A 24,132-nucleotide genomic window follows, 5' to 3' on the forward strand; every position below is an offset into this window, starting at 1 on the left:
TAAATATATTAGGAGTCGGTTTCGACTATTTTTTTATGATGCGTATATCGGTTCCTGCTCCGGCTTCTATCGTCGTTTGCAGACGAATGGCCGGCTGAGCCATGTAAACGATTTTCAGAAAGGCAGTGACCGGCTTTCCATTGACACTTACTTCGTATTTCTTCCAGCGCGGATCCAAAGGAACGGTGATATCTGTATGTATCAGTTCCCGGTTAAGGTTCCCGACCGCTGCCTTTATCTCTCTTTCGGTGAAGGTATAGTAAAGATTAAAACGGTCCTTCCCCACCGGAACATTTGTCCAGGAAATAGGTGTCGAAGGTGAAAACGGTGAAAAATTCAACTTTTTAGCAGGGGCATCATAGCTTATCCCTGCAAAACGTGACCGGAAGACCGAAGCATAAACACCGGAAAACCATCCCGATTTACCAGGCACCCCTCGTACCAGCTGTCCATACGGCGGCACTTGTTTTGACCGCTCAAAACCGGTCATTTCTTCCTTTGCCCAGCCATAACTCCACCACCAGATGGAGCCGTCCGCATCTGTTACCTTTCTTATTTCTTTAAAATAGCCGTGCTCATTAAAAAGATCGTTTCGGTTTGTACCGGCACAGATACCCTTTACATAGCCAGGTGCCGTGGAAGCAACTCCAAACCAGGTTATGGCATGCAATTGAGGTTCAAAAATCAGGTTATGCTCCGATAAGGAAAATTTCATATAGTTCAGGTAAACGGGATCGTCCTGGGATAAAAAGCCATAATAAGGCATCAGGGTAATATCCGATTCTTCCCCATCGCTGGCCATAGGAGGCTTCCTTCCATCCCGGTAAGTGCCTTCGATGAACTGTTTTCCGTACGGACCGTCCACCGTACATTTTTGCAGGATTGCCTGATGTACGTTTTCGGCAACGGAGGCATAATATATAGCGGACACAGTGTCACAGTAGACCTCTTTCAGTAGCCGGGCATATTCCCTCATAGCCTTCCAGGCGCAAACATTGGAACCTGTATGATAATCAGCATCGATAGGCCCGTCCGATATGAAACGGGATGGGAACAGCCAGACGGAACTATCCTGCCTGGAAGTTATCAATTGCTGTATGATAGTATCCCAGGTCTTTCTAAGGGTGGAGTCACGGGAAAAAAATGCCTTATCTCCGGAATAGGTATAATATTCAGCAGCCAGCAGTATCGAAGAGACGGAGAGACCGATAGAATGGCTAACACCTCCCGGCTGGGTGGTCCCGTTTGGTCTTACTCCAAATTCGAGGAACCAATAAATGAGTTTTTGTGCCAGCAATGGGTCCAGTTGCATAAATGGCAGGGATGAATAAAAACAATCTTTCATCCAGATCTGCCGGGTGGTCGGAAAACTACCCCAGTTCGATCCGGCAATTTTGCCGGCCTCCGTCATTCCCAGGCTGCCGAATATACCCATGACCTGTCGTTCATAGAATTCTCCGAGATAGGGGTCTTCCGGCGTTTGCAGATTGCCCATCATCTTTCGGAAATAGCTCCGGGTATCCTTCAGGCAATTCAAAGAGGTATTGTCATTTATTTCCTGAACGGCATTATCTCCGAGCATACTGATTATGGCAGGTACCCAGACCGACTGTCCTTTCGCCAGGTTAAAGACGACACTATCCTGGCTGATGGCAGTATCGCCAAGCGATACTTCAAAATCATAGGGATCGAACAAAGCCCATGATGTTCTTTCCTCCCGGTAATTCTGGCGGTCGCCTGCAAATAAACGGGGGAGATATACGGCTCCTGATAAAGTCCGGTCGGCATTGTTTGTTAAGAGCAATCCATATACAAGACCACGTATGCGTCTGGCGCCATCAGGAGATAAGGGGGCATAGGCCACAAGGGATATTGTAAAACGGTCATTGGGTGCCTTGAAATGGGTAATTGGGAAAAGATTATCCAGCAACCCGGTCTTAAAATCCCAGCCAACCGTATCCAGGTCAATTTTTTTTCCATCGATCCCTAACGTAAAGGAATAGGGACCGAAACTGCTGTTGTCCTTCCCTGCCCATACACCGGGCCATCCCCCGGAAGAGCCCGCTTTCGGGCCGGCATTGGCGAAATAGGAATTCCGGTACATGGAGATGTTCTTCAAGGTACCCTGAACTCCCAAATTCGCAAGCACTTTGTTATTGGATATATCGAACGTGAGGTATTTAAAATTTTTATTTCCATCATACTGGCTGACAGAATCTCCCATGTGATATTTCCCGTTGCAGCGTTCGATATAGAATAATTTACTCCAGGGCAGGTTAATGGTTTCTTCGATGGAGTTTTTCTGAGGTTGCGCTATAGCAAAAGCCGGAAACCCAATAAATACCAGGTACCCTATGATCATGTACCCTAAAATCGTTTTTAAGGAACAAAGCTTTGTTTTCCCAAATTTCCTTTTCATGCACAAATTGTTTTTCCCCGAAAGAGCCGAATACCCATTGGGTTGGCTGTTATTTCAGAATAGTGAATTTTTTAACCGTGAGGTTGTTATCGATCCGAAGACGCAGCGTGTAGAATCCGCTACCCAGTGAAGTCACCCCTTTTACAGCAAGGATATTTTTTCCTCTGCCGATGGCGGCATTCTGCATGCTTACCGTATGGCCCGCAGCATCCAGGATCTCATAGATAGCCTCACCATCCTTGTCTGCCGTAACAGTTAACGTAAGCGAAGTGGACGCAGGAACAGGATATAACCTGACCTTGTTCTCCATTTTTAACGAGTACAGGATAACCAGACGCGGCTGCAACGAATCGGGCGCATTTTCGCTGTAGTAGATCCGGGAATTGGCCAGAGACGAGAATGAGAGCGGGTCGAAGGAAGAAAGCCCTGAGGAATATCTGTCTATGGCCACATTGACCGATGAATGGGCAATCCTGAGTGTACTATAGGATTTTTCCTGTTCCAATCGCATGATCATACCATTATTCTCATCCGGTTTGTCTATCCAATGACGCACAAAAGGAGTAATATCCACGCTGTCGTTTTGCAGAGTGCCTGCTGTCTGCTTCAGTTTACGGGCGTCTTCGCCTTTACCACCAGGCTGCCCGGCCCAGGAAATGGTTTTTGCATCCCATTTGCCCGTTGCCATTTCAAATACCAGTTCATTCCGGTTGCCATACATGGGGTTGCCAATATTCCCGATATAATTACTACGGTTGGCGAAAAGAAAAAGCGTTGCCTTGTGAATCACTGCTTTTTCCGGCAAGGTGCTGAGATCGACATAAAGCAAACTGCGCATCAGTTGCTGTTCGCCGGACCGCGGGTTTTGGGTCCACCCGGCTGCAGCCAGATATGGACCCAGGTCCCGGTTATCCAGGGGCAGTTTGGATAGGGTACGGGTTTGCAGAGATCTTAAAGACCCTCCGCCGGTAATCGTTTTGACGAACAATTCATTTTGTGCAAAGGAGGTCGAAAAAATTAGCTGGCAGAAAAGAGCCATAGATATTAGTTTGTTCATAGCTGCTGTTTTGATGGTTAAGTAGTTTATCTCAACTCAATATCATCTGCCCTGATCACCGCCGAGGCATTATCATTCCAAACATATACTTCGAGATAGGCGCAGTTGGAGGGAATGACAAAGCCAGCTTTCTTTTGGGTATAAGTCGTTTCGGTGCTGTATACGAGATCAGTTTGCAGCAAAAGACTATTTCCGGCGCTCCAGCATTTCACACCGATATGACCATTGCCCGAACCGATGCTTCCGCTCATTTTTCCAAAACCGGAGAGGGTATAATGTCTGCCCGCAATAAACCCGGATCGTATAATTTGATTATAGCCCCCATTACCGGAGGTAAGGATCGAATACGATCCGGTATTGGCATTGCCGGAATTATTCTGAATTACGGCATTACCCAGATTGATCCAGCTGTTACCCGCACTTTCAAGACCCGGATTACTTACTGTCTGATCTGTAACCAGCAAGTCGTCTGCATACAACAAAGCATTGTTGTTGGCATTCCAAACATATATTTCCAACGTTGTGGTTCCGGACGGCAAAACAAAAGAGGTATCCTTTTCCACATAAGTAGTTTCGGTGTTATATTGAACATTCCTTTCCAGCAGGACCGTTCCCGAAGAATTGTGACATTTGACCCCAATAAAACCGGTGCCTCCCGTATTGCTCATCCTGGCCAGCCCCTTAATATGATAGGTGTGACCAATAACAAAACCGGTGGTTAGGGTCTGATTAAAACCACCGGTCCCGGTCACTACCACTTTGTAGTTTCCGGCATTGGCATTGGCAGGGTTATTTTGGATGAGCGCATTACCCAGGTTGGTCCAGCCGGCCTTCCCTTCTTCAAAACCGGGATTGGCTGCCAGTTGAACAGTACCGGATAGCTGCAGATCATCGGCCGAAAACACAGCACTGCTATTCGTATCCCAGGCAAAGACTTCTATTTTTACCGTTCCGGCGGGCGGAATGAAGGAAGCGTTCTTCTGTACATAACTGGTTTCGGTGGTGAAGGACAAATCCTCTTCCAGCAACACGCTATCGGCAGCGTTCCTGCATTTTATGCCAATCACTCCCTTACCGGCGGTATTGCTCATTTTTCCAAAACCGCTGATCGTATACGTATTGCCAATAGTGAACCCGGAATTGATAATTTGATTGAACCCTCCGGCCCCTGTAATACTGATGCCATTGCTGCCGCTGTTGGCGGCGCTGTTTTGCACACCGGCATTGCCCAAATTGGTCCAGAAAGCTGATCCGGATTCAAATCCGGGATTGGCCAGCAGTTTCTCATAAGGCTGACTGGTGGGGATTATACTGCTGTAACTATCCTGGAGACCGGCTGAGTCCACAATAGATTGCGCCCTGGCCGTTCGGGAGCCGGGACTGTACGTAGAAGTATGGGTAACCGTTGAATACAGATTATCATACAAAAACTCGGTATTATTGGTACCATTATCCCGGAAATTGCTGTCTGCCTGGTTGATATATGCATAATAGTTTAATCTAAGCCAGGGAACGTTCGCGTGTACATTTTCCACCACATTGAGAAAAATGCTAAAACCCTGTGATCCGGCATCGAAGTAAAGCCCGCCATATTGTTCATTGACTCCATAGATATAATTATTCAACATTTTGCTGTTGGGCTGTTGCCCCAGGGTATAGATACCGCCTCCGTCATACTGCGTTTCCATTACATGCTGAATACTGTTGTACCCGATAGTATTATTACCGGATAAGGGCGTCAGCGGCCAGTTCCATCCCCAGCCTTCTGAGATGCCTGTATACGGAGTGTGATCGATATCATTGTGATCGATATGGAGGCTATCGCTGAAATGGGCCATGATCACGGGGGAAGACCGGAAATTAAAAGAGTTCTCCCGGATATAATTATTATCTACCGTATCCCTCTTACAGATCTCTTCGTTCCCGTAAGTAAATTCCCCTCCTCCGATATGATCGATAATTATGGGGCCGCCTACATCGGCGGAATCCCGTTTCAGCTTTATTTTCGATAGTTTATTTGCCGTCGGAGCCCATCCGGGACCGGGCAGGTAAGACCCATAGGAACCATTGCCAGCATCAGATAAAAAAAGCTCGTCTGCCGAAAAGGTAGTATTGTTATCTCCATTGTATACGTATACTTCCAAAACTGTTGTATTTCCGGGAACCTGGAAACGGAAGGATTGGTATTTATAGTAGGCACGTGCGGTCTGAAACTTAAGCATGGTATCGCTGACCAGGGTAGGCCCGTTATAACATTTTACACCAATCGAAGCGCCGCTGGCTGGAGTTCCGGTCAATTTACCGCGCCCGGTCAGATCAAAATAATTGCCCGGTGTAAATCCGGAAGTGATCAATTGATCTACCCATCCTGAACCGGTGATCCTGGCATAACGTCTCCCCGTCAGGGCGCCGGCCGAGTCGTCAGCTATGATCGCGTTAACGCCGGATTTTGTCCAGGCGGAATCTCCGAATTCAAAATTAAAATTCCGGATAAACCAGGGGTTGCCCATATCGCTGGACGTGATATTATAAGGCTGAGATCCGACCGTGGGGTAAAAATTGATCCGCTGCCGGAAGGTATCGTCCACATATAAACTTAACGTACCGGTATTGATAGCTGAATACTTAATGATGCTAAGGGGTTGATAGGATGCCGTATAATTTTTAACGCTATCGAACTGGATGGAATCGCCAATCGCCGTTAATCCGTTGACCGCACGTCCTCCGCTGGCATTGGCATCCGTAAAGGTGCCTACGTTGTTTCTCGCTGATTCAGCTTCCCGTACCCCATCCCCATTGAAACCATGTTGCGGCGACCCTATATTTATACCTGCCGAAGCGATATCCCGGATCACATTGCCATCGATACGGCTGTTGCTCACCCCATTTCGGAAACTGATACCCAGGGAACCCATATGCGTGATCGTATTTTTTTCAAAACGGATATGATCCGCATTATCCACGTTGATCCCGGCAGGAGGCTGTTTTATTTCGGAGAACGTCGTGGCGCCCCAGGAACACCAGGGCTGGGCAACTGTCATAGTGACGAAAGGGCAATCACCCTGTCCGACAAAATAACCCACCGAATTACCAATCTTCTCCAGCAGATATTTGGTATGCATGAACTGAATCCCGGTGAATTGAATATGACTCGCCTTATGGGTAAGTGAGCTTCCTTTGATCTGTATCAGTGAGGAAAGGTTGGGGATGATCGTTTCGGCGGTAGCCATCACCTCGCCTTCTCTGGGCGTATAATAAATAGTGGACATAGCCCGGTCATAATAAAATTCTCCCGGCTGTCCCAGGAAGACAGAAGCGTTAGCCAGGGTAACATATTGCTGAAAACCCGAACCCGTCGAATCGAAATTAATCGCCGCCCATCCTTCCAGCCGCTGTGCATAAGAGAAAAAGGGCTGTTGCATGAGTACCGCTTTTTTCGGTCCGCTCGCGATGATGGTATCTACACCAAGGTAAAAATCAACATACTGATGTTTGATGTTGACCTCTACATCCTTATAATTGCCGGAAACAGAGCAGGAATCCAGCAAAAAACCATTGGGCAGACCGGTATATGCCCCGTAGCCTCCCTTGGTCAGTACGGTTGGACCCGTGGCCATTCCGGCTCTTATCCCATTCACATAGAGTTGCCGTATTTTTTCGTTCACTCCGCTCACAGTCGCTTTCCATAAATTACCGCTGACCAGGGTCCAGCCGGTAATGGGTTTACCTCCGCTGATCGCAGGTGTTTCTCCCGGGTATGCACTGTAGATAACATCGTATCCCCCCGACCCTGAATCGCCTTCATCAAATTTCAGGGTACTGTCCAATTGGTAGTTGCCACCCCGTAAATACACGTAAATATTCCCTGTCATCGACGTATTGATGGCCCTGACTGCGGTACGCGCCTTTTCGAGGCTAAGGAAAGGTTGAGAAAGGCTGCCCGGATTACTATCATTCCCTGATGGAGATACATAGAAATAGGTTGGGGATTGCGAACATGCCTCTCCCGGAAGGAGCAGGCATTGCAGCAATAATAGCCCGGAAAAGACAATAAGCGTAGCTGTGCAAGTGATCCTTACACGGGTTCCTGACTTTTTCATCGGTTAATTATTTAGTAATTAGGGTTCTCCACCAGGTTTGAATTGTTTGTCGTCACTCCAACACCTAGCGGGATATAATAATCCTTCTTCCGGAATAAGGGCGGATTGGCTCCGTCTATATCCGGCAGTACAGTGATGAAGAACTTGCCACTTGCCGCATCGGCGGTGAATTGAAGACCAGAATATTGTTTGGAGAGCAGCGTTTCAGAAAGACGCCAGGATTTAAGGGAATAATACCGTTCGCCATTTTCAAAGGCCAGCTCCACTTTCCGCTCATGACGGATATTGTCCCGGGTAATAGTGGACAATAAAGGCACTCCTGCCCTATCTCTTACCTTGTTGACATCATCCAGCGCGTCACCGCCTTTATTCAATTCGAAGGCGGCTTCTGCATTATCCAGCAGTACTCCACCCAACCGGAATACGATGGCATCCGTCCTGGTATCGTTACCATTGGGTTTGATCAGGGCATCGTCGCAATACTTCAATACACCGAAGCCTGTATTCATACCGCCGCTGTAGTTCACGCCCGGAGTCTGAACGATATTGCCGGAGATATCCTTAGTATCCTGGTTCATTTCCAGGCCCTTTTGCTGGAATACGGTGCCATGCGTATACAGGGTGGCAAAAAAACGGGGATCCCGGTTGGCCCATAACTGGTCATATGTCCACAAACCTTGTTGGAGAGCAGTACGGTCAAATGGCGCAGCTTCTCCGTGCATTCCGTTGGTCAGCTCGAACTCTTCCGCTATTTCCAGATAAGGCTGTGTAGCGTTTCCCGGCCAGCCTCCCTGGGCACCGAATGGGAATTCCCATACATCATAGTTGCCGCCGACACCTTTTACTGGTCCGTTCAGCTCCTTTGCATAGATCACTTCCGAATTCTGTTTGGTCAGGAATAACTGACGGAAATTTTCGGCCTTGTCGCCTGGCAACTGGTTAAATAAAGAGAATACCCCATCATCGATAATCTTTTTTGAGGCATCATAGGAACCCTGGAACAGGCCATTTGCGCGGTCAGCCGGTACTCCCGTAATTCCGTCCAGCTCCACAGTACCCCATTTCGCCAGGTTGGCGGCATAAAGCGCAATCTTGCTTTTGAGCGCCAAAGCTGCATATAAAGTAGGGTTGGCATTATCGTATTTTTTGGCGGGAAGCCCATTGTCATTGATGATCGCATTCAATTCACCCAAGGCAAAATCATAGATCTCCATCTCTTTATTACGTTTGGGATAAAGTGTGTCCTTGGGATCCGTTGCCGTTTGCGGGATAGTGATCAATGGAACACCTCCGTAATTGCGCGCCAATATAAAATACGTGAACGCCCTTGCGAACCGGATCCTGGCGATCCGGACCTGTGTCGTCGCTGCAGGAAGCGTCGAGGTCTGGATATCTTTCAGGAAAACATTCATTTTGCGTATGGTCGAATATAGCTTCCATGCATCGAAGGGAGTATTGGCAGAATAATTCCCGAAATCATTGGGCGATCCTTTCCCGTTCTTAAAATAATAATATAACCAAAGCCAGCTAAAAGCGGTATGTGCTTCATCTGTCAGGGCTGCATAAAAATTACCGGAAAATTCTGAATAGCCGTCGGATGCCTGGACCCCAAGGTTCATCAGGAAGGTCATTTCGCTGTATACATCGACGGTATAGGCGTCGATCAGGGTAGAGTCCTGCCATACCAGTGTTTCGGGGATCCGGTCCAGTGGTTGCGCTTCTTTGAGACAGGAAGACAGCAGCAGGGAGGATATAATTATGATGATAAGATATTTCATATAATTCGTTTATCGGGTGAATGCTTGATGGGTTTTAAGTTTATGATCCGGTTGAATCTTTTTTCACATTAAAAGGAAAGATTGATCCCGGCCGAAAAGGTTTTTTGTTTCGGATAAACCGCGCCCGGCACTTTGGAATAGGTTTCCCCCAGCACTTCAGGATCCACGCCTAAATCCAACAATTTGCTGATGGTAAAAAGGTTGGTGGCTGACAGGTAAAAACGAAGATTATTGATACCCGTCTTTCCCTTGACCAGCCTGGTGAAATTATACCCAAGGCCCAGTTCCTTTAACCGGAGGTAGGAAGCATCCTTAAGCCAATAGTCAGAGCCATAACTATTGGATGGCGTGGCGCCTTGCCGGGGATAAAGGGCGTGTTTATTATTGTTCTCTGCCGTCCAACGGTTCTCGAAGAGATAGACAGATGGCGCCCTGCGTGAATCAATACCCTGGCTCACATTCAGAGATCTGCCCGTAGCTCCCTGAAGCAAACCAACCAGATCAAAATTCCTGTACTCCAACCGGAAATTAAGACCGAACATCACCTTGGGCAGACCACCTTTCCCGATAACCCTGGAGTCTTTCCAATCGATCACTCCATCTCCATTCAGGTCTATATATTTGATGTCGCCGGGATGAATGGATTTGTTGGCATTACCATCCAGTACATAGGTAAGGTCGTCAATTTCTTTTTGCGAAGTGAAGAGCCCGTCCGTCTGGTAGCCCCAGACCAGGTCCGTCCATTTACCGGTTACTTTTTGGATCTTTATCGCATCCGCATCGGTATAGTCCGTCTCATCATAATGTTTCCATTTCGCCCTGGAATAGGATACATTGGCACTGATGTCATAGGAGAACCGGTTGTTACTTTTCCGGTAGCCCACTGAAAATTCAAAGCCCCTGTCCGAATAACTGTTGATATTTTCGTAAGGCAACGTGGCACCGAAGGTACTTGGCAATGATATGGCCCTGGTACCCAAAATACCGCTCCGAAGCCGGTAAAATACATCGGCCGTTCCGTAGAGCGCACTTTTCAACATGGTAAAATCGACACCGCCGTTGTAAGTATATATATTCTCCCAGGTTATATTGGGATTGGCGATACCGGATAACGATATCCCTGTTTGGGTATTTCCGTTCACCGACCAGGGACGCTGCCCGAGAGTATAACCTGCTATGTATTGGAAATTACCAACATTATCATACCCCGTATTGCTATAGCTCAAACGAAGTTTCAGATCATTGACCAACCCGCTATGCCGCATGAAGTTTTCCTGCGAAATACGCCATGCCGCAGAAAAGCTGGGGAAGAGGCCCCAACGGGTACTGGGCGGAAAATTGGGAGAGCCGTCATAACGAAGGGTGGCCTGCAGCAGGTATCTGTCTTTGAACGCATAGTTGATCCGACCAGCCACGCTGGCTCTGGACGACTCGGTCGCGGAACCGCTGTTGGTTTGTGAGGCCGGGTCGCCTGCAAATAAATAGGGAATATTGGGCGTCAGGAAATTCTGCCGGTAGGCCCAGAAACCTTTTGATTTGATATCGATCCCTTCATACAGGACGAAGGCGGATATCGTATGGACCCCGTTAATATTGCCCGTGTAATTAAGCGACAATTGGCGGGTCAGCTGGGTATACCTGTTCTCCGCTTCCGATAAATTGGTAGGACCGGTGACCAGCCCGGGCGTATAGGTCTTATTTGCATAGCTGTAAGAAAAGGTCTCAAAATGGCGGTTGAATTTTTTGCTCTCATTGAGATTGCTCTGATAATCCAAAAAACCTCTCAGGGTTAAGCCTTCAATCGCCGGAATTTTATAGTTCAGGGCCAGGCTGCCCCGGATATTCTGATCGTTGGTTCTGTTAAAGCCGGAAATTCCTGACCGCGTATCCACGATAGGATTTCCAACGGTAGCCGATCCGGCATAGGGCGCCTTGGTGTTATCGGGAAGGGAAGGTGAGGCAGTAGGGAGCGACCAGTAATAATCGTTCCAAAAACCACCATATTCTTCAATCCCCGCATTGGATCGGGTCTGATCGTCGATGATGGCGGACAGATTCATTTCCATGGACAGGTTCTTCGAAACATTCGCCTCCAGATTGGAACGGACATTGTAACGGTTGTATACATTATCATTCGAACGGGCAAGGCCATATTGTTTCATCACACCGGCGTAGGTATAGTATTTCACCATTTCATTCCCTCCGCGTACCGATATATCATTTTTATAAATGGGTGCCCTTTTTTTCATGGCAGCATCCCACCAATCCGTATTGGGGTAATCCGGGTCATCCCCCGCATAATATTTTTTGATCTGATCTTCGGAATACGCAGCCTGGTTAGGGTTAATGCCGGAATTGATATCGAATTCCCGCATGATCTCTGCGTACTGTCCTGAGTTGACCACTTTGGGAAGGGCGATGAATTGCTGAAGGGTATAATTGGAATTGAAGGCGATCACGGGCTTGCCGGTCTTGCCTTTTTTTGTCGTCACCAGAATGACCCCATTGCCGGATCTGGCACCGTAGATAGCGGCCGAAGCATCTTTCAGGACCGAGATGGATTCTATTTCGGAAGGATTGATATTGTTAAAGTCCTGTTCCACCCCGTCCACGATGATCAGGGCTGTTCCAAATCCACGGATACTCAGCCGCGCGGCATCCGCACCGGGCTCTCCCGAGCCCTGAATGGATTGAAGACCCGGGATTCGTCCACCCAATGTATTGGTAGTACTGGCCACAGGGGATACATTCAGGTCATCGCCTTTTAAGGTGGAGATGGCCCCTGTAAGATCTTTTTTCCGTGCAGACCCATAACCGATCACCACCACATCGTCCAACCGGTTATCCAGCGGCGCCATCCGGATAACCAGGACTGTTTTCGCTCCTACGGGCAGTTCCTGGATCCTGAACCCGGTATAACTGACGAGCAATATGGCGTTATCCTGATCGATCTGTAAGTGGAAGTTCCCTTTCGCATCGGTTGTCGTTCCCAGCGCTGTTCCTTTGATCCCTATGCTTACCCCTGACAAGGGCTCGCCCTTGTCATTGGTAACCGTGCCCGAGATTATTTTTTGAGGTTTAAATGGTGAACTGCTGTTATTACCTCCGTCATTGTCATTGCCTGAGGAAGGACTGGCCGGAGTTAAGGGATACAGGAGAATCTGGTCATCAATGACTTTGTAACCTATATGTTGCGGCACAAGGAACTCTTCCATGAATTGGCTCAATTTTTTTCCGTTGGCAGAACAGGAAATTTTCCGGCCAGCTTCAATGGTACTCGAGCTGTAAATAAAACGAACACCAGTTTGTTTTTCCACTTTCCCGATGACCTTGCGGATCTCCAGGTGTTTGGCCAGGATGGTTACTGGTTTTTCCAGTACCCCTTGCGCGGGAAGTTTATGGGCATACAGCGTACTGGTGAAAATGGCCGCCAGGGTTATCTGTAAAATCGTTATTCTCATGACAAGCAGGATTGAAGCAAATAGTTGCTTTTTTTTCATAACTTCAATTAGTTTTGTTCGTTAGATTAATGAGGCGGACAAAATCGAACCTGAAAGGGTTCAGTTAAGTCGGCAATGCCCACCATTGCCGGCTTTTTTATGGTACCCTCTGTTACGGTTCTTTCGTAGGTTACTTTTAGTTTTACCTTTTTATATGGTCGGGATTTTTATGGATGCATACTGACGGTTTTGGTGATGATTTCGATTATCAGGTGAATCAGATGATGACTTTTTCAGGGTTGTTTTTTTTTAATTACATCCTTTCCCCTTGATGAGGATCTTCGTACCGTTGAATTCATAAGAAAGTTTAACCGACTGGCAAATGATATCCAGCTTTTCGTAAAGTCCGTGTTTAACGATATCTCCCGTAAACAGGCAATGATTTATATTTTCATTCTCAGGAATGATCTCTATCCCATAGTCAGTCTCCAATGCTCTGAATACGGTAGAAAGCTGCGCATCCTCGAATACAAACCGGTTGGGGTTTGCCTTGCCGGCGCTGTCCCGGGCCAAAGGCTGAGGATTGCTCACCAGCATGGTGGAAAACTGACGATCGTCTTCCTGATAAATGACTTTTTGATTGGGCATCAGTATGACCCCATTACTTAATTTATTGGTATCAGGTTGCAGAATCTCCCGGTTCTCATATACCTGTACTTTGCCGGTTAGGACCGACACCTCTATAGATTTCTTTTTAGGATCCGTTTTTATAGAGAAGCTGGTACCCAGGACATGGGTAACCAGATTTCCATTATACACATAAAAAGGCCGGTCCGCATTTTTTCTGATATCAAAGAATGCTTCTCCTTCCAGGTAGACATCCCGTTTGTCAGCCAGAAAATGATCCGGAACCTGTAGAGAGGAGCCAGGTTGCAGGATTACCAGGCTTCCGTCTTCCAGATTAATCGTCAGGGGTGGGGAAGATGGGTTTACTTTTTTTGTTACCGGCTGAATAAAATGATGGCTGAATTGCCTGCCAGGGTGTTTGCTGGCAATACCGGCAACCAGGTAAATGCCTATAGCCAGCAGGCCGGTAATAGAAGCGGCAATAACCCAACGGAATTTTCGAAATCCGGAAGATATACTACCGGACTTATGGCCTTGGATGATTTTCAGGTAATCGGGAGAATACTGACTTTGAACAGGGTGTTGTTTTTCTGCAAGTATTCCCTTCAGGATCTTTTGCATGGCTTCCGAACGGGGATTGGCGGGATCCATGTTTTCGGATGAAGGGGTTCCCAGGCTTTCGGCCGCAAAACTTACTTTAAAATGTTCGGCCAGGACATGGTCATATTGCCCGGAAGCGATAAGGGAAAAAAGTTCATTTTGATCTTCCGCGCTGACCGTACCCGCGGTAAATTTATCTAATAGCGATAAAAAATGTTCATGGCTTTGCATACAATCGTTATTGAGTTCCCGCTCCCCATGGATGAAGGCAGGTATAAGGAAGACAATCGGGAGGAAGGCTCGGAGTACAAGGACCCTGAATTTTTTAGAAAAATATTTCTCCGATAATTAAAAGAAGGAAAAATTCCTGGTTATGTTGTTGAAGATAGGCACGGATAAAGGCAAGCGCCCTTGCCATATGCGTTTTGACGGTAAACACCGATAAGGATAACTGGCTGGCGATGGCTTCATAGGAAAGATCGTTTTCCCGGGCCAGCAGGAATACCCGTTGCTGCTGGGAAGGTAATTTTTCCAGCGCTTCCCTGTACAATTTGGTATACTGCTCACTGCGGATCTTATGATCCGCCGTATTTTCCGAGGGTTCATGGTTTCCGGACGAAGGCTTATTATTTCCTGCCCAGTTTTTTCGGGCGGTCCATTCACAGGCGACCTTTTTAAGATGGTTCAGCGTATAGTTCCTTGTCAAGGTGTACAACCAGGCATTAAGAGAGGATATGGCGGAGAGATCCTTTCGCTGTACCCAAATTTTCAGGAATACTTCCTGGACGATATCTTCTGCAGCAAAGGGGGATTTCAGATAAAGATGCGCAACACGGTAAACAAGCGGGTGATAGCGGTCGAAAATTAATTGAAAAGCGACCTGGCTGTCTTCGGCCAATAGCGCTAATAAACCGGAATCATTAAATTCTTTCCGGTCAGCAGCAATCAGTTCCTTATCAGAGGGTCCTATTTTCATTTATCATGGTCCCTTTACCTTAACCAAACCCGGCTATGCCCGGAAGTAAACAAAAAAAAATGAATGTAATGCTTTTTTATGATACCGGTTTCGCCTTTTTTCTATATTCAACCGGGCTTTTACCGTGATGTTTCCTGAACTGCCGGCTCAAATGGCTTTCATCGGTAAACCCAAGTTCATCGGCGATCTGGCTGATGGAAAGTGTGCTGTTGGCCAGTCGTTGTTGTACCAGTTTTAACTTATACTGTGTAATATATTGTTGCAGGCTCTCCCCGGTAAACTTCCGGAAATACTCACCTACATAATTAGGAGCCAGATTAAACTGTGAAGCCAGGTAGCCAATCCGTAACTTCCCGGGATTACCGATATGGCGGCGGATATGAACGAGCATCCGGTTGATCAGCGGCTCTGATTCCTCACCGGTTGAGGTTGAAGGTCTACCGGCCGGACTATCTGAAATATTGGTATTATCGGACACATTGCGGGCCAGGATATTGAGGATCAGCGTTACAAAATGCTGAAGGTTCTCTTCATGATAAGATTGTTTATTTTCGTACTCTTTCACCATATTCTCCAGTATCCCGGAGATCATCTGACAATCTCCGGGTTGCCGGAACAGCAGCTCCTGAAAACGGTTATGATGATAAAAGATATGTTCCAGCTGTTGGAGCCATAAGCCGATCCTTTCCCGCTCCTGGGTATTTTTGCTTTTCCCCAGAAAAACCTCCGAGAACCGGATGGAGCAGAAGCGCGTTGGAGTTGCACTGTCAAAGCCCCGGCAATCGAGCGGTGTAAAAAGGAAGATGCTTCCTTTGTGATAAGAGAACCTATTGTTGTTTACCTCACGCATGCCACTGCCTTCCAGGATCTGAACGATCTCAAAAAAATGATAGACCAGCGGACGCTCGTTCCAGGCTTCCATATCCGAAATAAATAAGTCGAAAGGCTGGTGTAATATTTTCTGTTTCTTAGCTGAACTGGTATGCCCCATAACCTGTAAAATTACAGAACAAACCTTGTTTTATCACTGTTCCACCATTCCGGACACAGGTAATTTTGGCAGCAAACAAACCATTATGCCCGCAAAAATTATAGGTACTGAAAAAATACAATCGGATACCATGCTCCTGAACCCTTTCGTCGCTTCCGGATTAACCTTTCACAACAGGATGGTCATGGCCCCCATGAGCAGACGCCGTTCCCCCCTCGGGGTTCCCGGCCCCGGCACAATTACCTATTACGGGCAACGTGCCAGTGCTGGTCTGATCATTACAGAAAACACCGTGGTAGCGCCCAATGGGACCGGGATCCTCCATACGCCGGGCATTTATAATACCGCGCAGCAGGCTGGCTGGAAAAAAGTAGTGAAGGAAGTACATGCCAGGAAGGGGAAAATTTTCGTCCAGCTGGTCCATGCAGGCCGCGTCGGTCATTCCCTGAACAATGAAGGACAGACAGCTTTGGTAGCGCCTTCACCCTTGCGGATAAATGATAAAGTCCGTACACCCGGAAATATACAATTACCCATGGCCGAACCCGAAGAGTTGACTACCACCGGTGCGCGGGCCATGATCCAGGCACATATACAGGCCGCCGTCAACGCAATGGAAACCGGTTTCGACGGAGTGGAAATCCACGGGGCCCATGGTTTTTTACCCGATCAGTTCCTTAATCCAAACACCAATCACAGAAAGGACCGGTACGGTGGCAGCCCCGAGGGTCGCAGCAGTTTCCTGTTGGAAATCATGGAAGGCGTTACAGCGGCCATCGGCAAGGAACGGACCGGTATCCGACTCTCTCCTTTTTCTACGGTGAACGATATGCTGCCCTACGGAGAAGAAATGGCCACACACCTGTATTTGACAGATGCCTTACAGCAACTGGACATCCTGTATTTACATCTTTCTAATCAATTTTCCGAGGGGCGCCCATCGATACCGCCGCCATTTATTTCGGAAGTACGCAAACGATTCTCCAATCTGCTGATCCTTGCCGGCGGATATACTGCAGATTCCGGCGAAGCTATCCTGAAGGCAGGGCAGGCCGATCTGATCGCCTTCGGCAGGCCCTTTATCGCCAATCCTGACCTGGTGGAAAGGTTCCGGCATAATACACCTTTAGCGCTGGCGGATCAGGCTACCTTTTACGAAGGTGGGGAAGAGGGTTATACCGATTATCCGGCCATTCACAGTGAAGATTCACTAATTCCCATCAAAGAATGATATTACCGCTTCATCTCAAAACCTGCTTTAACAGGGCAACTGCTTTTTCCTGCTCCCCATTGTTCAAAGAGGCAAAGCCTAATCCCGTGGAATTGTATTTTATTTTTTCGGTATCGTAATCGGCGCCATCGCTCAGGATAAGGCCTTTTTTAAAAGCCTTCTCCACCACGTCGGGCAGATTGTTCTTTAAAAAATGGGTCCATACCGACATCCCTCCTTCAGGAACCCTGAAAGAAAGGCGATCCCCCAGTTCATCGCGAAGCAAATCACAAAAATGATCCCTGCGCTCTTTATATAATTTTACCGACTTTTTGATATGCCGGACGATGGTGCCATCTTTATAGAGCTCGGCTATGGCATTTTCGATCAGGCTGTCTCCCTGCGAATCGATGGATTTACGTAACCAGGTGGCCGTACGGATAAACCCTGCCGATGCTACCATAAATCCAACGCGGATCGCAGGGGCCAGGGACTTGCTCAGGGTCCCTATATAAATGACATTCCCATTTCTGTCGAGGCTGGCCATTGGCATCATCGGTTTACCGGCATAATGAAAATCATAGTCATAGTCATCTTCAATAATGGCAAATTTATACCGGGCAGCCAGCTCCAATAAACGAATCCGTCTTTCCGGTATAAGGGTAACCGTTGTGGGATGGTGATGGTGCGGAATCACATATACCATCTTTATTGTTTTGCTTTTACATAATTTTTCCAATCGCATCATAACGATACCTCCTTCATCTACCGGAATATGGTTGATCCTGGCGCCAGCTTGTTGAAAGGTGCGGTTAGCCCGTGCATAACCGGGAGTTCCGACGATCACTTCCCCGTCCGGCTTCATCAGCAGGGAAGAAGCAAGGAAAAGACCCATCTGCGCCCCTTTTGTGATCAGTATATTTTCCGGTGTAACCGACAGTCCTCTTGTATCGTTCAAAAAGGCAGCTAGTGTTTCCCGTAAAAAGACCGTTCCCTGCGCGTCTCCATAGGTCAGGTATTTTTTGTTGAAGGATAACCGGGAAAGACTTCTGATAGTCCTGACGAGGTCTTCGATAGGGGCCATACGGGTATCCGGAAAACCATCGTTCAGCGTAAGTTTCCCCGCCGGAGGGAAATCCGGAGTAAAAAAAGGCTGAATCCTTTTTTCTTCGAAAGTAAAACCAGGCTTTTCCGGCAGTTGAAATGCCGCTCCTTCCTCACTTAACTTCTTCGGGGATAAAACCGCCGGATTTATTTTCACGAAGGTTCCCTTTTTGGGTAACATCTCTATCCATCCCTGCAATTCCAGTTCCTCAAACGCGGCGACAACGGTCATCCTGTTTATTTTCAAGAGGTCCGCAATCCTCCTGGTACCGGGCAATCGAAGACCTTTCCTGAATTTACCCTGGTGGATGCCTTGTATAAAAGCCTGTGTTATCTGCAGGTAGACGGGTGTCCTGGAGGTTTTATCGATGATTATCAATTCTTTGATGAGTTCCATAACTGGATTAGCTTAAATCTTACAACTGGACTATTTTGACCATCCAGTAAAGGTATAGCTTTGGTGGACATGAAAATCAAACATGAAAATCAAACAAATTGAAGGACCCGGGATTGATGATGTGGTCGGTCTTTTTAACCAATACAGGATGTTTTACCGGCAGCCATCCGATCCGGGTCTAGCCCGGAAGTATATCCAGGAACGTCTGGACAATATGGAGTCTGTCCTTTTTGTTGCCTTTGTGGAAGAGAATGGCCATTCCATTCCAGTGGGTTTCACGCAACTATATCCCAATTATTCTTCCATCCGTGCGGTAAAGAACTGGATCCTGAACGATTTGTTCGTTGATACCGGATACAGGAAACGGAATATCGGAACAGCCCTTATCAGGAGGGTATTGGATTTCGCCAGGGAGCAAGGCGCCCAATCAGTGGAACTCACGACTGCAACGGACAATTTCATCGCACAGGGCATTTATGAAAGAATAGGTTTTCGTCAACAACTGCCTGACAATGATTTTATTAACTATAGCTTTTTTATTGACTTTCAAAATTAAAAACAATGCTACACTTTCCAAAAATCTTTTCCGGAATTCTGCTAATTGCGACCTTCCATAGCGGAAATGCGCAGATTATCGACAATTATAAAATTCCTCCGTTAAAATTTGATTCAAAAGGGGAATTGATCATCACCCCCTCTCCCACTTCCTCGAACAGGGACTTTGATTACCTGGTCGGCAAATGGACAATGAAGAATAAACATCTTAATTCCAGATTGAACAATTGTAAAGAATGGACAGAATTCGAAAGTACGGTAGAAAATTTTAATACCCTCCAGGGAATGGGCAATTTTGATATCGTCCTGCGCAAACTTCCCGATGGAAAAATTTACGAAGGCAGGACTATCCGTACTTTCGATCCGGAGACCAAACTTTGGAGAATATACTGGATCGATATTTATGGCGGCGCACTGGAACCTCCTGTAATAGGTACTTTTACCAATAATATCGGTTTGTTCTTCGCCAAGGATTTCCAGGTAGGGAAACCGGTTATCGTCGTTTTTAAATGGGACAAAACCAATCCCGACCAACCCATCTGGACACAAGCCTTCTCAGACGACAATGGAAAAACCTGGGAATGGAATTACACCAACACCTCTTATAAGGTAAAATAAGGCAAGACAGGGGATTATCGAATGCATGGTTCGTCTACCTGGGGCAATCCGGCGAAATGATACCTGTGGAGGCATGGTTCATCAGCATGGAGCTACCTGTTTTCAAGCCAGCTTAAGAAATCCCTTGTCTTTTCTTTCCCGATCAATTTAATCGATAAGCAGCTTTTTACAATGGCTCGATAACAGGTAAAGCGGAGGTCGGCTGAAAAGGGATCATCAGGATATTCGGTCTTCCATTGTAGATATTATTCATCTCTTTCAGAAATTCATCATAATCAAGTGCCCGGTTATTTTTGGTCCGCTCATAAAGCCCTTGCGACCGGGCGGTTGCATAATAAAGCATTTTTCCGTCCGGTGAAACATACGGGCCTGATATGGATTCTCCATTATTGATCTGTGGCCCTAATTTTTCCGCCGTACTCCAATCACCCTTCTCGTTAAAGGTTATATACAGGTCGTTTCCGCTCACGAATATTATATAACTTTCATCAGGGGCAATAAAGGGATCTTGTGTCCCTGCGTCACCATTTAAGGAAAGTAATTGAGGTTGGTCAAAATGGTCCCCCATCCACTTAGCCACATAACTTCCCCATCCCTTATGCCCTCCCCTTCCATAGGAGCAGAAATATAGTGTTCCCAAACTGCTTACCGTTGGTGCATAATTATTTACTCCGTCCGTATTAAATGGTTCTTTAAGCTGATGGGCTGCGGACCAATTATCTCCATTATCCCTGTCGACATACCAAAGGTGGTTTTTTTGAGGGACTGGTGCCAGGTTAGAGCCTTCCAACGGCCGATTAGAAACGAAAAATAAACGTTTGCCATCCGGGCTGAGAAATGGATCCCAGTCCTGCCATTGACCGGAAAAGGAGGCCACTTTTGGTTTACCCCATTTACCATTAACCATCTTTGAATAACATACCGCCATATAGGTAGTTCCTTCTGAAAAATAAACGGTTTTTCCATCAGGCGTAAAGGACACGGACCATTCCTCATAAGGAGTCGATACTATTCCAGGAGCAAAAACGGCTGGTTTTGAATGGGTATCTATAACATGATGTAATGCTGCCGGATTCGTTCGTTGACCTAAGCCATTATTTGTTTTAGGAATATTTACCGGGATCATCAGGATTCCATCGGCAGAACTGGATGAATAATAAAGCATTTTACCGTCGGGAGAAACATACGGACCACCATTTTGCCCGCCATTGTTAACCTGCGCGCCTAATGGCTGTCCGGCAGCCCATTCATCATTATGGCGATAACTGATAAAGAGTTTACTATCACTTACAAACAGGATATAAGTCTCATCCGGAGAAATATAAGGATCGTAAATTTCCTTGTCTCCGTTTAAAGAAAGTATAGCAGGCTGATCATAACGATCCCCCAGCCACTTTGTATAATATGCCTTCATTTTTTTAGTTTCACCCCGCCTGGAGCAAAAACAGATCGTTCCCTTACTGCTGATCGAAGGTGCATAATTATTAACGCCCTCTTTATTAACCGGAATACCCAAATGCCGGGGAGTTGACCAGTGGTCCCCGGGAAGATGGTCGGTATACCATAATTGATTGTTCTTTTGTGGTTTGTCCTGGGCAGAATCCGCTAACGGACGATTGGAAACAAAAATTATCCGTTTCCCATCCGGGCTGAGTGCCGCGTCCCAATCTTTCCAATGCCCGGAAAATTCCGCCAGGGTTGGTTTGCTCCATTTCCCATTAACAAGATTCGAAAACCGGACCGAATAATTATCTGAAAGATAAACTGTTTGACCATCCGGGCTAAAGGAAGGCGCCGATTGCTGATTGGGTATGGTTACCCCTTCCTGCAGGAATACCGTGGGTTTGGCATTGGCTGTTATAATATCCGCTGTTATTATATTCATTGTACTTTGGGTGCCTGAAGTACTTGAGGTGCCTGAGGCATCCTGGCTGCTTTGGCCAAAAGTCGAATAAATGATACAACTGGAAAAGCATAAAACTGCTATTATTTTTCTACCCGTAAGGGAACATAATTTTCTCATAAAAAAGGTTTACTAACAAAGACTAAATGGCTATGGGTAAAGATGATTTTTATTACAGAAGGAGACAAACCTTTTAAACGGCTCAGACTAAATTTTAAACTGTTTGGCAGATCTGTTTAATCGGGTTTGTATTTTTACGCTAGGGGAATTGGGAAAAAAGGAAGTCTTTTTTGGCCTTAGCTCATTATCTTTGAACCGAATAATAACCCCCTTTTTATGCGACTGGTCTATCTCTATTCTGTTATTTTATCGTCCGCTATAGGATCCTGTGTCAGCAGCGAGCAATTCAAAGCCGTTCAGCAAGAGGCAAAAAAGAACGATTCCCTCTATACTCAGTCGATGCGAACCTTAAAAACCTGCCAGGATTCGAACAATGACCTGGCCAGGCAGAAGACAACGCTGCAGAACCAGGCTAATGACCTTAACCTCCAATTGACCGTTTCCAAAGATAATAATACGCAAATGAGGAAACAATTGCAGGACCTTTCGGCCATCAGCAGCGCCCAGGCAGAGAGTATAAACAAATCATTGGATAATATCGGAGCAAAGGATCAGTATATCCGGGACCTGCAATATGCGATGGCTCACCGCGATTCAGTGAACCTGGTCGTGGTAATGAATCTGAAAGCCATGCTGGGCGGCTACGGAGATCAGGATGTCAGTATAAAAGTCGATAAAGGCACCGTCTATGTCGATCTTTCCGATAAGCTGCTATTTAGCAGCGATACCAATATCTATATTCTTCCTGAAAAAGCAAAACCGGTTATCGGCAGGTTGGCAAGGGTATTGAACGATAATCCCGAAATTGAATTCATCGTCGAAGGTCATACAGACAGTATTGCAAATCCTACCGATATACTGCCCGATAATTGGGATATCAGCGTCAAACGGGCTACTTCAGTGGTCAGGATCCTGCAGCATGAATATCATGTATCTCCAATACGTATGACAGCCTCCGGCAGAAGCGAATATGTCCCTATAGGCCCAAATGATGTCCCTGAAGGACGGGCGGCCAATCGCCGGACCCGGATCATCCTGCTGCCGAAAACCGATCAGTTGTTTAAAGTGCTGGAACATCGGCAGGGGCAAGGAACCGCCAGTACCGGCCATTAGGTTTTCTTAATGACTTTTTCCAAAACCAGGGGGAAAAGAACAGGAGCCTATCCTTCCTTTTCCAGGCTTTTTTGAAAGGATTGTAAATCTTTCTTCCGGTTCTGGTAAATCCGGTGTTCAAAGGCACTGGCAAAATAGGTAACCACAAAGAAAACCGACATCCCTCCTATTATCCAGATCGATTTTCCGCCATGCCAGGCTCCCGCAAGGATCAGCAAGGCAACAGGCAATATGTTCCAGCGCATGAATTGGGAAAGCCATACCTGGTAGGTCGCCATGGATAGGGCATGATCGAGTTCCCCCCGCATGGACCGGTCAAACCGGTTGTTCCCTTTTATTCTCCGGATCCGGCTCATCAGGATATATATACCTGTGCCGAGAATCCATGCGGCCAGTATATACATCCAGAAATTCTGCCGCTGGTCGAACAAATTCAGCCCAAGAATAAACGCTCCTGCGCCAAAATACACGGCGATCAACAATAATTCACTGGTATCGGTAATATGAAAGGCCTGGTTCTTTTTTTGCAGGATATGGTCGTGCAGGGCCTTTTCATTGATAGTATAAAGAGGCCGGCTATTCTGGGCGTTCCAGATCTGCTGAAGTTGTTCAATGTCCATGGTAATCGGGTGTTTTTGATTTATTGATCAGTTGTTTTTTTATGCGATTGATCTTCACACCAATATTGGATTCAGAGATCCCTATGATGGCAGCCATCTCTTTATAACTAAACCCATCTAAAAGCAACAGAGCAATGGAGCGGTCGATCGCATTCAGTTGGTGGATTTCCCTGTACAGCCATTCCAGCCGTTCATCAGCCTCCGCCATATTCTCCTGCAGGATATTCGGAATAGTATCGATTGTTTCTTTATGTTGATGTTTGCGTTCCTTCCCCGCCCATCGGATGGACGTATTGATGGATATGCGGTAGATCCAGGTGGAAACGGCAGATTCCTGACGGAAGGTGGGGATCGAATGCCATACCCGGATAACGATCTCCTGGAAAAGATCTTCCTGATCCATTGGAGTAAAGGCAAAAGCCCTGACAATTTTGAAAAGAAGCCCCTTATACTGGCTAAGCCACCCTTCGAAGACCTCCTGCTGTTGATTTGTTGTCACGTAAC

16 protein-coding genes are annotated in these 24,132 nt (G+C 46.7%); 4 read left to right on the forward strand and 12 right to left on the reverse strand.

Annotated elements, in window-relative coordinates; genetic code table 11:
• Positions 1-25 precede the first annotated feature (25 nt).
• From ACX0G9_RS15435 to ACX0G9_RS15470, 8 genes are all read right to left on the reverse strand, one after another.
• Positions 26-2,419, reverse strand: a complete 2,394-nt coding sequence (locus ACX0G9_RS15435) for a glycoside hydrolase family 125 protein (protein ID WP_459065826.1) — start codon at positions 2,417-2,419, stop codon at positions 26-28.
• A gap of 49 nt (positions 2,420-2,468) precedes the next feature.
• Positions 2,469-3,476, reverse strand: a complete 1,008-nt coding sequence (locus ACX0G9_RS15440; RefSeq protein WP_459065827.1) for a DNRLRE domain-containing protein — start codon at positions 3,474-3,476, stop codon at positions 2,469-2,471.
• 26 nt (positions 3,477-3,502) lie between these two features.
• Positions 3,503-7,576: a carbohydrate binding domain-containing protein gene (locus ACX0G9_RS15445; protein ID WP_459065828.1), complete on the reverse strand. Its 4,074-nt coding sequence runs from the start codon at positions 7,574-7,576 to the stop codon at positions 3,503-3,505.
• A gap of 11 nt (positions 7,577-7,587) precedes the next feature.
• A complete protein-coding gene (locus ACX0G9_RS15450) occupies positions 7,588-9,354 on the reverse strand; it encodes a RagB/SusD family nutrient uptake outer membrane protein (protein WP_459065829.1) in 1,767 nt (588 codons plus the stop codon).
• A 68-nt stretch (positions 9,355-9,422) separates the two neighbouring features.
• The gene (locus tag ACX0G9_RS15455) at positions 9,423-12,815 is read right to left on the reverse strand and encodes a SusC/RagA family TonB-linked outer membrane protein (RefSeq protein ID WP_459065830.1); all 3,393 of its coding nucleotides are present in this window, start codon (positions 12,813-12,815) and stop codon (positions 9,423-9,425) included.
• Between the two features lie 288 nt (positions 12,816-13,103).
• Positions 13,104-14,252 (reverse strand): FecR family protein, encoded by a 1,149-nt coding sequence (locus ACX0G9_RS15460; protein ID WP_459065831.1) that lies wholly within the window; start codon positions 14,250-14,252, stop codon positions 13,104-13,106.
• Between the two features lie 94 nt (positions 14,253-14,346).
• A complete protein-coding gene (locus ACX0G9_RS15465; protein ID WP_459065832.1) occupies positions 14,347-14,997 on the reverse strand; it encodes an RNA polymerase sigma-70 factor in 651 nt (216 codons plus the stop codon).
• A gap of 76 nt (positions 14,998-15,073) precedes the next feature.
• Complete coding sequence (locus tag ACX0G9_RS15470; RefSeq protein WP_459065833.1) at positions 15,074-15,988, reverse strand: AraC family transcriptional regulator; 915 nt, start codon at positions 15,986-15,988, stop codon at positions 15,074-15,076.
• Between the two features lie 85 nt (positions 15,989-16,073).
• On the opposite strand from ACX0G9_RS15470, the gene ACX0G9_RS15475 reads away from it, so the two are divergent.
• On the forward strand, positions 16,074-17,219 hold the full coding sequence (locus tag ACX0G9_RS15475; RefSeq protein WP_459065834.1) for an alkene reductase: 1,146 nt from the start codon (positions 16,074-16,076) through the stop codon (positions 17,217-17,219).
• Between the two features lie 10 nt (positions 17,220-17,229).
• Here ACX0G9_RS15475 and pdxR read toward each other — a convergent pair whose 3' ends face one another.
• A complete protein-coding gene (pdxR, locus tag ACX0G9_RS15480; protein WP_459065835.1) occupies positions 17,230-18,699 on the reverse strand; it encodes a MocR-like pyridoxine biosynthesis transcription factor PdxR in 1,470 nt (489 codons plus the stop codon).
• 82 nt (positions 18,700-18,781) lie between these two features.
• On the opposite strand from pdxR, the gene ACX0G9_RS15485 reads away from it, so the two are divergent.
• Together ACX0G9_RS15485 and ACX0G9_RS15490 are read left to right on the forward strand one after the other, a co-directional pair.
• Entirely contained in the window at positions 18,782-19,255 is a 474-nt protein-coding gene (locus tag ACX0G9_RS15485) for a GNAT family N-acetyltransferase (protein ID WP_459065836.1), read from the forward strand.
• Between the two features lie 5 nt (positions 19,256-19,260).
• The gene (locus ACX0G9_RS15490) at positions 19,261-19,872 is read left to right on the forward strand and encodes a hypothetical protein (protein WP_459065837.1); all 612 of its coding nucleotides are present in this window, start codon (positions 19,261-19,263) and stop codon (positions 19,870-19,872) included.
• A 166-nt stretch (positions 19,873-20,038) separates the two neighbouring features.
• Here the strand turns inward: ACX0G9_RS15490 and ACX0G9_RS15495 are convergent, their stop codons facing one another.
• On the reverse strand, positions 20,039-21,895 hold the full coding sequence (locus ACX0G9_RS15495) for a hypothetical protein (protein WP_459065838.1): 1,857 nt from the start codon (positions 21,893-21,895) through the stop codon (positions 20,039-20,041).
• A 216-nt stretch (positions 21,896-22,111) separates the two neighbouring features.
• On the opposite strand from ACX0G9_RS15495, the gene ACX0G9_RS15500 reads away from it, so the two are divergent.
• Positions 22,112-23,008: an OmpA/MotB family protein gene (locus ACX0G9_RS15500; RefSeq protein ID WP_459065839.1), complete on the forward strand. Its 897-nt coding sequence runs from the start codon at positions 22,112-22,114 to the stop codon at positions 23,006-23,008.
• A gap of 47 nt (positions 23,009-23,055) precedes the next feature.
• On the opposite strand, the gene ACX0G9_RS15505 is transcribed toward ACX0G9_RS15500, so the two are convergent.
• Both ACX0G9_RS15505 and ACX0G9_RS15510 read right to left on the reverse strand, forming a co-directional pair.
• Positions 23,056-23,628, reverse strand: coding sequence for a hypothetical protein (locus ACX0G9_RS15505; protein ID WP_459065840.1), 573 nt, complete (start codon positions 23,626-23,628; stop codon positions 23,056-23,058).
• Positions 23,618-24,127, reverse strand: a complete 510-nt coding sequence (locus ACX0G9_RS15510; protein ID WP_459065841.1) for an RNA polymerase sigma factor — start codon at positions 24,125-24,127, stop codon at positions 23,618-23,620. The genes ACX0G9_RS15505 and ACX0G9_RS15510 overlap by 11 nt, the downstream gene beginning before the upstream one ends.
• Positions 24,128-24,132 lie beyond the last annotated feature (5 nt).

The organism is Flavitalea flava (genome assembly GCF_054461575.1).

What these genes read in the sequence shown, in the direction of transcription:
- ACX0G9_RS15470 (WP_459065833.1), bottom strand. Translation starts at nt 15,988, where the DNA reads ATGGGGCATACCAGTTCAGCTAAGAAACAGAAAATATTACACCAGCCT.
- ACX0G9_RS15440 (WP_459065827.1), bottom strand. Translation starts at nt 3,476, where the DNA reads ATGAACAAACTAATATCTATGGCTCTTTTCTGCCAGCTAATTTTTTCG.
- ACX0G9_RS15445 (WP_459065828.1), bottom strand. Translation starts at nt 7,576, where the DNA reads ATGAAAAAGTCAGGAACCCGTGTAAGGATCACTTGCACAGCTACGCTT.
- ACX0G9_RS15460 (WP_459065831.1), bottom strand. Translation starts at nt 14,252, where the DNA reads ATGCAAAGCCATGAACATTTTTTATCGCTATTAGATAAATTTACCGCG.
- ACX0G9_RS15490 (WP_459065837.1), top strand. Translation starts at nt 19,261, where the DNA reads ATGCTACACTTTCCAAAAATCTTTTCCGGAATTCTGCTAATTGCGACC.
- ACX0G9_RS15465 (WP_459065832.1), bottom strand. Translation starts at nt 14,997, where the DNA reads ATGAAAATAGGACCCTCTGATAAGGAACTGATTGCTGCTGACCGGAAA.
- ACX0G9_RS15500 (WP_459065839.1), top strand. Translation starts at nt 22,112, where the DNA reads ATGCGACTGGTCTATCTCTATTCTGTTATTTTATCGTCCGCTATAGGA.
- ACX0G9_RS15495 (WP_459065838.1), bottom strand. Translation starts at nt 21,895, where the DNA reads ATGAGAAAATTATGTTCCCTTACGGGTAGAAAAATAATAGCAGTTTTA.
- ACX0G9_RS15435 (WP_459065826.1), bottom strand. Translation starts at nt 2,419, where the DNA reads ATGAAAAGGAAATTTGGGAAAACAAAGCTTTGTTCCTTAAAAACGATT.
- ACX0G9_RS15505 (WP_459065840.1), bottom strand. Translation starts at nt 23,628, where the DNA reads ATGGACATTGAACAACTTCAGCAGATCTGGAACGCCCAGAATAGCCGG.
- ACX0G9_RS15475 (WP_459065834.1), top strand. Translation starts at nt 16,074, where the DNA reads ATGCCCGCAAAAATTATAGGTACTGAAAAAATACAATCGGATACCATG.
- ACX0G9_RS15455 (WP_459065830.1), bottom strand. Translation starts at nt 12,815, where the DNA reads ATGAGAATAACGATTTTACAGATAACCCTGGCGGCCATTTTCACCAGT.
- ACX0G9_RS15485 (WP_459065836.1), top strand. Translation starts at nt 18,782, where the DNA reads ATGAAAATCAAACAAATTGAAGGACCCGGGATTGATGATGTGGTCGGT.
- ACX0G9_RS15450 (WP_459065829.1), bottom strand. Translation starts at nt 9,354, where the DNA reads ATGAAATATCTTATCATCATAATTATATCCTCCCTGCTGCTGTCTTCC.
- pdxR (WP_459065835.1), bottom strand. Translation starts at nt 18,699, where the DNA reads ATGGAACTCATCAAAGAATTGATAATCATCGATAAAACCTCCAGGACA.